A 7489-nucleotide genomic window follows, 5' to 3' on the forward strand; every position below is an offset into this window, starting at 1 on the left:
AACCTCCTGTCCTGTGAGGGAGAATTTCTGTCCGATAATTAATTTCGTACTATCCGTACAGTATACACCGTATGTCCAAAAATTACCCCCTCCGTGTCCAATTTTAGTTTACCACTTCAGTGTTGTTGTCTTCCTTATTATGGCCCCTATAGCGGTATCTTAACTTATTCAGGTACTCCCTATAGGGGCTTTTTTTTAATCGTTATTTATTATATATGAAGAACTAAAAATAAACAAAAGAAAAAGAGAGGACTACCCCCTTATTATGTATCTGAAGTAGTCCCCCTATATATAGCCCTGTATGGTTCTCTCTATATCTCTCTATATCGCTCTATACAGCTCCTTATAAGGTAAAGTTTGTAAAGTGGTCATATTTGGTCATATATGGTATCAAAATCCTTATCATCATAATCTACACCGATAAAGACACCGCCTGTATAGCCCCATATATTCATACTAATTAAATCTTCTAGTACATCTTCTGCATAGCACTTCTTTTCTCTAGCCCTATCATCCTCTATAAGATCAATACAAGAATTAAATAGAGTCATATCATCTGTAGGCCAATTTCTTTCTATTTCATCATAAAGACACTCTGTAATATCTATGGAACCATGAGAAGAAATAAGAAAGAATTTCTGTTTGTCTCTAGCATATTTTAAGGCCGCATGGGTACCCCAATAGCCCTTTAAAAGGAGTCTCTGTAATGATTTATTGCTTATCTGATTCACACAGGATTCAATAAAGATTCTCTCTGCAAAGTTTTTCCCCCCTCTGTTCTCTAATAGGGTCTTTAATTCGGCCTCTGTCTTGATTTCCCCTTTACGTCTGATAATGGTGTTATTCATCATAATAATGATTCCTCCTTCTTAATAAGTTAGCAATATTGCCATTGGTGGTTATCCAAAGGATTATATTTCTCATTCTGTACCTTCATTTCCTTATTGGTATACTCTACATAAATTCTTGTAGTGGATACATCTTCATGCCCTAGTATCTTTTGAAGAGTGAAGAGGTCTCCCCCATTGAGAAGAAAGGTCTTTGCAAAGGTATGTCGCCATGTGTGAGCTGATAGGCGTTTCTCTGGTATCCCTAAGCCCTTTAGGTGTTCTTTCAGGTACTTGAATACCGTATCAATGCCCCCATTGCCTAAGGGAGTCCCATAGTAGGTTATAAGGAGTCTAGGAGTAAAGGCCCCATATTCTTGAAGAACTGTATCTCTCTCCCTAAGATACCTTTTCAGGATACGCCGCAAGGAGACCCCTAAAGGAATTTCCCTTGATTTATCCCCCTTTCCATGCTGTACCACCAAAAAGCCTTCATGAATGTGAATATCCGTTACAGATAACTTCATTGCCTCTGTCTTTCTCATTCCTGTACTGAAGAGAAGGCACATGAGCATATAATTACGATAGCCAATAAAGGTGTTCTTATCAAAACTTTTCAGAATCTCTAAGACTTCCTGTGTAGAGAAAGTCCTTGCGTGTTTCTTTTGGTATTTAGGTTTCCTGATATGTTTCATGGGATTCTCTGCAATGTATTCCCACTCTGTCAGGAAGTTATAGAATACTTTGAGTACCATATATTTGTCCGCTATGGTCACTCCTGCTAAGTTCCTCTTACGGAGGTATTCAAGGTACTTTAAGACACTGTCAGGAGTCGTTTTATCTATAGTCTCTATATGCTCCTCCTGTGTAAGGAATAACATATAGGGTACTAGGCTCCTCCTGTAGTTGTCTATGGTGCTGACCGCTAAATTACTACTGATACAATGCCGATAGAAAACATTTAAGGACTCTTGTACTGATAATTCCATTTGATTCTCCTCCCCTTTTCGTCTTTCTCATTTTCTCCTCCTGTGTTAGGTATAAATTTTGTTCACAATTTATTCACACTTTAGAGGCTCATTTAGACCCTTTTTCACAGGTTTTTACAGGATTTTATAGAAGAAATAGGGAAAATCAGCATGGAATACAGATACATAAGAACCCAAATAGATTTTAATCTTGCGTGTTCCTAAGCACATATAACAAAAAAGACACCCCTTTTGGGATGCCTAATTGTCTACCGTATGTAGAATTTCAAGGGTGACTAAACTCTGAACTACTGATTAATACTAGGTTTACGATTTTCTCGTGTACCTTTAATCTAGTACAGAACTTAACCACTAGAAAAAATGGCGGAGTGGGAGAGATTCGAACTCTCGCGGGGTTTAACCCCCCTAACGATTTAGCAAACCGTCCTCTTCAGCCACTTGAGTACCACTCCATTAGAACCGGCTGACTCGTTTATAATACACCAATCAGCCGATCTTGTCAACAACTTTTTTAATTTTCGATTTCCCGCAGCAATTCGGCCATGTTCCGCTGCTGGTTTTCGGGCTTCACTTCTTCAGAACAGGGCACCGCATTGGCCGCCGGTGCAATGGCGCTGCCGGGCAGCTGACAGTTATAAAAAGATTCCAGCTGCTGGTCCCCGTTGGTGAGGCCGTACAAAATTTCCAGCCCCTTTATGGCCACCTTCACGGGCCGTCCCTGTTCCTCATAGGAAATGGGGCTCAAGGACAGCAGGTACTTGTAGGCCATCTCGGGCATAAGCTCCTGGAGCACCTTTTTCTTGTAGCTGTACTTGGCGTCCAGCACCAGGTAGTTCTCCTTCCCCTTCCCTTTCCACCGCAGCAGGTAATCGGGAGTATAATAATGACCCTCTTCCAGGGCTTTGAAGGCGTAGGTGCTGTTCCGGTACAGATGGATGCCGGTCTGTCCGCTCTCGTCCCGATCGGTGAGCACGGGATGGAAGTACAGGGTCAGCGTGGCCCCGTCCTTTTCCAGGGTGAATACATTCTGATAGCCCCCGGCACCATAAAAGCCCCGTTCCCCTGCACTATAGGTCTGGTGGCGGCTCTCCGCCAGTTGATATCCGGCCTTCCGGGCCAGATCCAGCAGTTTCACCAGGCAGTAGATTTCGAACACGAATGTGTTCTCGTACAGATTCAGCAGCATCCGCTCCCGTGGGAAATGGTGGGTAGCGTTCTGGAGCCACTGGTGGATACACAGATAGATCCGGTAATATTGGGGTACCCGGAAAAAAGGCTCCGTAGGCAGGGGCAGCTGGGAGGCGTCCAGAAGCGTCACCGGCAGGATCTGCCGGTACGAAACGAACATCTCCTGCAGCTGTTCCTGTACCTTGCTGCACCGCTCCAGAAACCCCCGCAGCAGTTTGGCAGCATTCTCATACAAGATTTCACTGCTGAGCAGGTAGCCGTCCGCCGAAGGGCCGGGCAGCTGCAGCCGATTCAGGGCGTCGGTGATTTCCTTCCGTTCCTCCTCCAAATCATAACACAGGCGCTGAAGGAAGCTGAGTACCACCTGATTCTCGTACACGTCCCGGCTCATCCTGTCCTGGGTCATGAGCAGCTTTTCGGGCAGGTAGTGACCGCCTGCGCAGTCCACCCCAAAAGGAGCCTTCCGCAGGTATTCGGGATGGCGCACCATATACTGCAGGGTGTGGGAATTGACGATCTGGACCTTTTCTGTCCAGTCCACCACCTCTTCCGTTTCCAGGGTATGACGGCAGTTGGCTTTGAAATACCCGTAGTTCTCCTCATACACCTGCAGGATTTCTTCGGCCAGGGTCAGCTGGCTGAGGAAATCCTGGAAGCCGGATCCACCGGCCTGGAGAGAATCTTCTTCCAGCAGAGGTGCCTGATGATCATATACGAACTCCAGCATGGCGGCCAGATTCTGCTGCCGGGCGGAAGGCTGGATCAGCACAGGAAGCAGATCCGTGTAATACGTTTCGGTGATGCCATCATCCTGCTGCAGGGTGATTTCCAGCTCCACCAGGCCCATATGGTAGGCAAAGATGGGATACGAGAACAGCACCTGCCGGTGCCGCCGGTCGTACATCCCGTTCAGCGGCTTGCCATTCAGCGTTACATTTACCTCGGCCGGATTCCCGGCCTGGGGCAGTCCAAGGTCGTAGTGCTGGTTTTCCCGCACGCCGGGGTGCCTGGTAGCCGCCAGGATCCGTTCGGCTCCGTAGGGCTGCTGCTGCGCCGTTACGGGCAGGGTAAGCACCGGGCCATTTTGTTCCAGCAGACGGATTTCGTTCATCATGATGATTTAATGGAAGAACTGGAAGAATTTCATCCGCCGGTTCCCCCACTCCAGGATCTGATCCAGCAGGGCCGTACTCTGCCGCAGCTTGTTGCTGGCGCAGTCATCCCGGAACTGGATCAGCCATTTTTCGTATTCCGCCCCATTGCCGCTGAGTTTGGGGAGGATCTTCTGGGCCACGGCAAAGTCCAGGGCAATGATGCCGGGCCGGATGTGTTCTTCGGGTTCCATGAGCCGGGAAGCCGCCCGCCAGTAGCGGTGGATGGCCAGTTCGATCCGCATGCTCAGGTAGATATTCTGTTCAGCCAGGCGGGCCTTCACCCGGTCGTATACATTCTGCTCCACACTGGTCAGGGCACAGTTCTCCCGGGGAGCCACATCGAACAGGTTTTTCAGCTGGAGCCAGGAAATCCGCTGGATCTCCCCGTTGCCCATTCCCCGTCCCACTTCGGGCACGAATTCCGTATGAGGCAGCGTAATGATCCAGGCCCGGTCGATCAGCCGGGGCGACAGGGTCTCGGTGGTATGGTCGTTGTTGATGGTTGCCAGGAAGTGCAGTGTCTCAGGCAGCTGGAACCGGTGACTGTGGCCAAGGTTGATGGTGTGTTCCCCATTCCAGTCATCACATACGTTCATGAAGTCGGCCCAGTAGTATTCCATGGGCGACAGGTTGGCTTCGTCCAGCAGGATATAATAGGGATACTGACGCACCCCATGCCGTTTTTCCCAGTCCAGCAGCCGCAGGCCGTCGTACACGTCCCGGTTGCTTTCTTCAAAGGTCTTATTCAGGGGATTGTAATAGCCGATCAGATCCCGTTTGCTGGTCCAGCCCCGTTCCACAGACACAGGAATATACCGGTTTGCAGTACTCATAAAATCCTGGCCGCCGATTTTCCGGTCGAACTGGGTCAGTCCAAGCACCCTGCCCAGCAGGTTACAGAAGGAAGTCTTGCCGCTGCCCGGGGCTCCGGAAAATACAGTAAGGAACCCCTGGGTGGTGCACAGAAGCAGGTTCATGATCAGGTTGCGGCTGTACTGGGGCCGTTCCTTCTGGATGGCTTCCACCAGGTAATCCAGGCATTTGCGGTTGCTGCTGCCTGACGCAGGCAGAGCGTTGATCCGCCGGGCCAGCTCTTCTTCGCTCTGGGGCTGAGCCAGACGGGCCTGCCGTTCCTGCACCTGGGCAATGGTCCGGCGGTTGCGGCTGCTGAGATTTTTTGCGCTGCCCAGCTGCCGCCACAGATCCGGTACCCGCTCCACCATTGCGGTGATGAAATCCTGGCTCCAGCGCTTGTCCAGATTCTCCAGCAGATGCTGATACAGGAAGTCTCCTACAGCCTTATAGCTGTCCCGGGCAATGTCATCCCCTTCCAGGATGGCTTCCAGCCGGTCCAGGCGCTGCTGGCGGATCGCAGTTGGCAGGTCAGTGAAAAGCCTCTCTTCTTCCCGCTGCAGGAAAGCTTTCAAATCCGCCGGTTTCACCAGATCACCCTGTTCAGCCCGGCAGCAGTTCACCAGGCTGCGCACCAGCACTTCGTCAGTGGCCAGATCCACCAGCTGGCTCTGGGTACCGGCCAGGCGATGGTAGAATACCCATTCGGTCTTTTCCTGCCGACTGGCCCAGGTCCCCTCCGCCGGATAGAATGTCTCGGTCTTCCAGGCATCCTGCGGGCAGGCGGTGAGCAGATACTGGTTCTCGGGCACATCACTTTCCAGATAGAACCCGAACCGCACATTCCGCTGCACTTCGTAGGGACCGGCAATCCAGCCGTTTTCCAGATGGAGCAGCAGCTGCTGGCCCACGAACAGGTTCGGTTCCTGCAGCCGCAGCACCGTATCCGTAGCCAGAGGATCCAGCAGCTGTTTTTCTTCCACCAGGGCATACAGCCCTTCTTCATACGGGAAGCGGAGTTTGCCCGCCTTCAGGGCATCGATGCAGAATACCCGGTAGGCCGTGGAGCGCAGGTTCCCCTGGCTGTCCTTATTTTCTACCAGATCATCGGGAGACAGGTCCAGGAACACAATGTCGTTTTCGTGGAAATGCTCCTCCATGAATTTCTGGTCACTGTGGAGACTGTACCACAGGTTGATGTTCTTATACTGCTCCGCCCGGGGGATCAGTGCGTCGATTTCTTCCTGGGTCAGGGCCCGATACTGGCCTGCGTTCCATACACCCATGGGAGTGAAGTTATAGAAACTGTCCACGATGTTGATGCGGCCCACAATGGTCCGGGAGACAGACGGGGTGAGTGCAGCAGATTCCGGATTTTCGGCAGCAGAGTCTTTTTCCTGAACAGCAGCGGGTACAGCGGCCGCAGGTTTCGTTTCAGGCTGTGAATCTGCCATTTCCGGTTTGGCCTGAGAATCTTCCGATCTGACATAAAAATGTTCTTTCTTCGTCCGTACCGGTTCGGGTGCCAGTTCCGGTTTTGTTTCCGTTTCTGTCACCGCTGCCGGAATGGACTCTTCCCCGCTCTTTTTTCCAGTTTGGACTTCCCGTTTCCGGTTCCGGTCCTTTTTGTTATCCTTCCTGTTTTCTTTTTTGCGGGTTCCCCGATTCTTCTCCTTTTGGCGCGCTTCCGGTTCCTTCCCTTCCGGTTTGGCCGCTTCTTTGACAATTTCTTCTCTGGAAGATTCCCTGGATGCCGCTGCTTCCTTTTCCTTCTTTTCCAACAGCAGGGCTACCTTTTTCTGAGGCCCCACCGGATATGGGATTTCCAGCAGCCGCAGGGCCGCCCAGAACTGATCCAAGGTTACCGCAGCATGGTGTTCCTGACAGAACTGCCGGAAGCGCAGCAGGAAGTCCGCCATGGTAGCCGGATTGTACCCCTGCAGCTTCTTCCAGTCGGCCGGTTTGTCACTGAGGAGCTGTTCCAGGCCCTTTTCCACCTGGTACAGCAACTCATGCAGCGCTGCCACCAGGATCAGCCGGTACTGCTTATCGCCCTTGCGATACAGCTCTGCAGCAAAGGGGAGCATTTTCCGCTTCACGTTGGGAGAATGGCGGTCCAGCCTGCCCAGCTGGGCAATATACTTGCGATACGGACGGCTGTTGCTTTTCATAGGCTTCAAAAGGACTTCCATGGGAGCCTTCTGGAACAGCAGCTTCAAATCCTGGTCATCGATCTGCTCCAGATTTTCTTTCGTGGTTTCCTTCAGAAGCGGGGGAATGGTTTGTTTCGTAGTCTTCATCATAACCTCCGTCATGCAGAAATATAGTAATAAAATTTGACAAATCAAAACTACCCGTATAACGGGTAGTTTGCTCTGCGGCTATAAGCCGCGTTACCTGCCTCGGCCTTAAGGCCCTAGATTTAAAGGCTACCAACCGCACTACATTTCCTGGCAGCCCCTCACTCGAGGGGCTTATT

Annotated in this window: 4 protein-coding genes and 1 tRNA gene; all 5 read right to left on the reverse strand. The window is 50.8% G+C overall.

From position 1 onward, the window contains the following. Window positions 1-368 precede the first annotated feature (368 nt). Complete coding sequence (locus ACR0QW_RS10240; protein WP_432643551.1) at window positions 369-851, reverse strand: hypothetical protein; 483 nt, start codon at window positions 849-851, stop codon at window positions 369-371. Between the two features lie 26 nt (window positions 852-877). Continuing rightward, on the reverse strand, window positions 878-1816 hold the full coding sequence (locus tag ACR0QW_RS10245) for a tyrosine-type recombinase/integrase (RefSeq protein WP_337464882.1): 939 nt from the start codon (window positions 1814-1816) through the stop codon (window positions 878-880). A 361-nt stretch (window positions 1817-2177) separates the two neighbouring features. Beyond that, window positions 2178-2268 (reverse strand) — tRNA-Ser (locus tag ACR0QW_RS10250). Between the two features lie 59 nt (window positions 2269-2327). Then, on the reverse strand, window positions 2328-4118 hold the full coding sequence (locus ACR0QW_RS10255; protein ID WP_432643552.1) for a DUF2357 domain-containing protein: 1791 nt from the start codon (window positions 4116-4118) through the stop codon (window positions 2328-2330). Window positions 4119-4124: 6 nt separating this feature from the next. Beyond that, entirely contained in the window at window positions 4125-7313 is a 3189-nt protein-coding gene (locus tag ACR0QW_RS10260; RefSeq protein ID WP_432643553.1) for a hypothetical protein, read from the reverse strand. Window positions 7314-7489 lie beyond the last annotated feature (176 nt).

This window comes from Acidaminococcus sp., assembly GCF_050873445.1.
GTDB lineage: Bacteria > Bacillota > Negativicutes > Acidaminococcales > Acidaminococcaceae > Acidaminococcus.

Coding starts and splice junctions, on each gene's coding strand:
- ACR0QW_RS10240 (WP_432643551.1), bottom strand. CDS start 851: ATGATGAATAACACCATTATCAGACGTAAAGGGGAAATCAAGACAGAG.
- ACR0QW_RS10245 (WP_337464882.1), bottom strand. CDS start 1,816: ATGGAATTATCAGTACAAGAGTCCTTAAATGTTTTCTATCGGCATTGT.
- ACR0QW_RS10255 (WP_432643552.1), bottom strand. CDS start 4,118: ATGATGAACGAAATCCGTCTGCTGGAACAAAATGGCCCGGTGCTTACC.
- ACR0QW_RS10260 (WP_432643553.1), bottom strand. CDS start 7,313: ATGATGAAGACTACGAAACAAACCATTCCCCCGCTTCTGAAGGAAACC.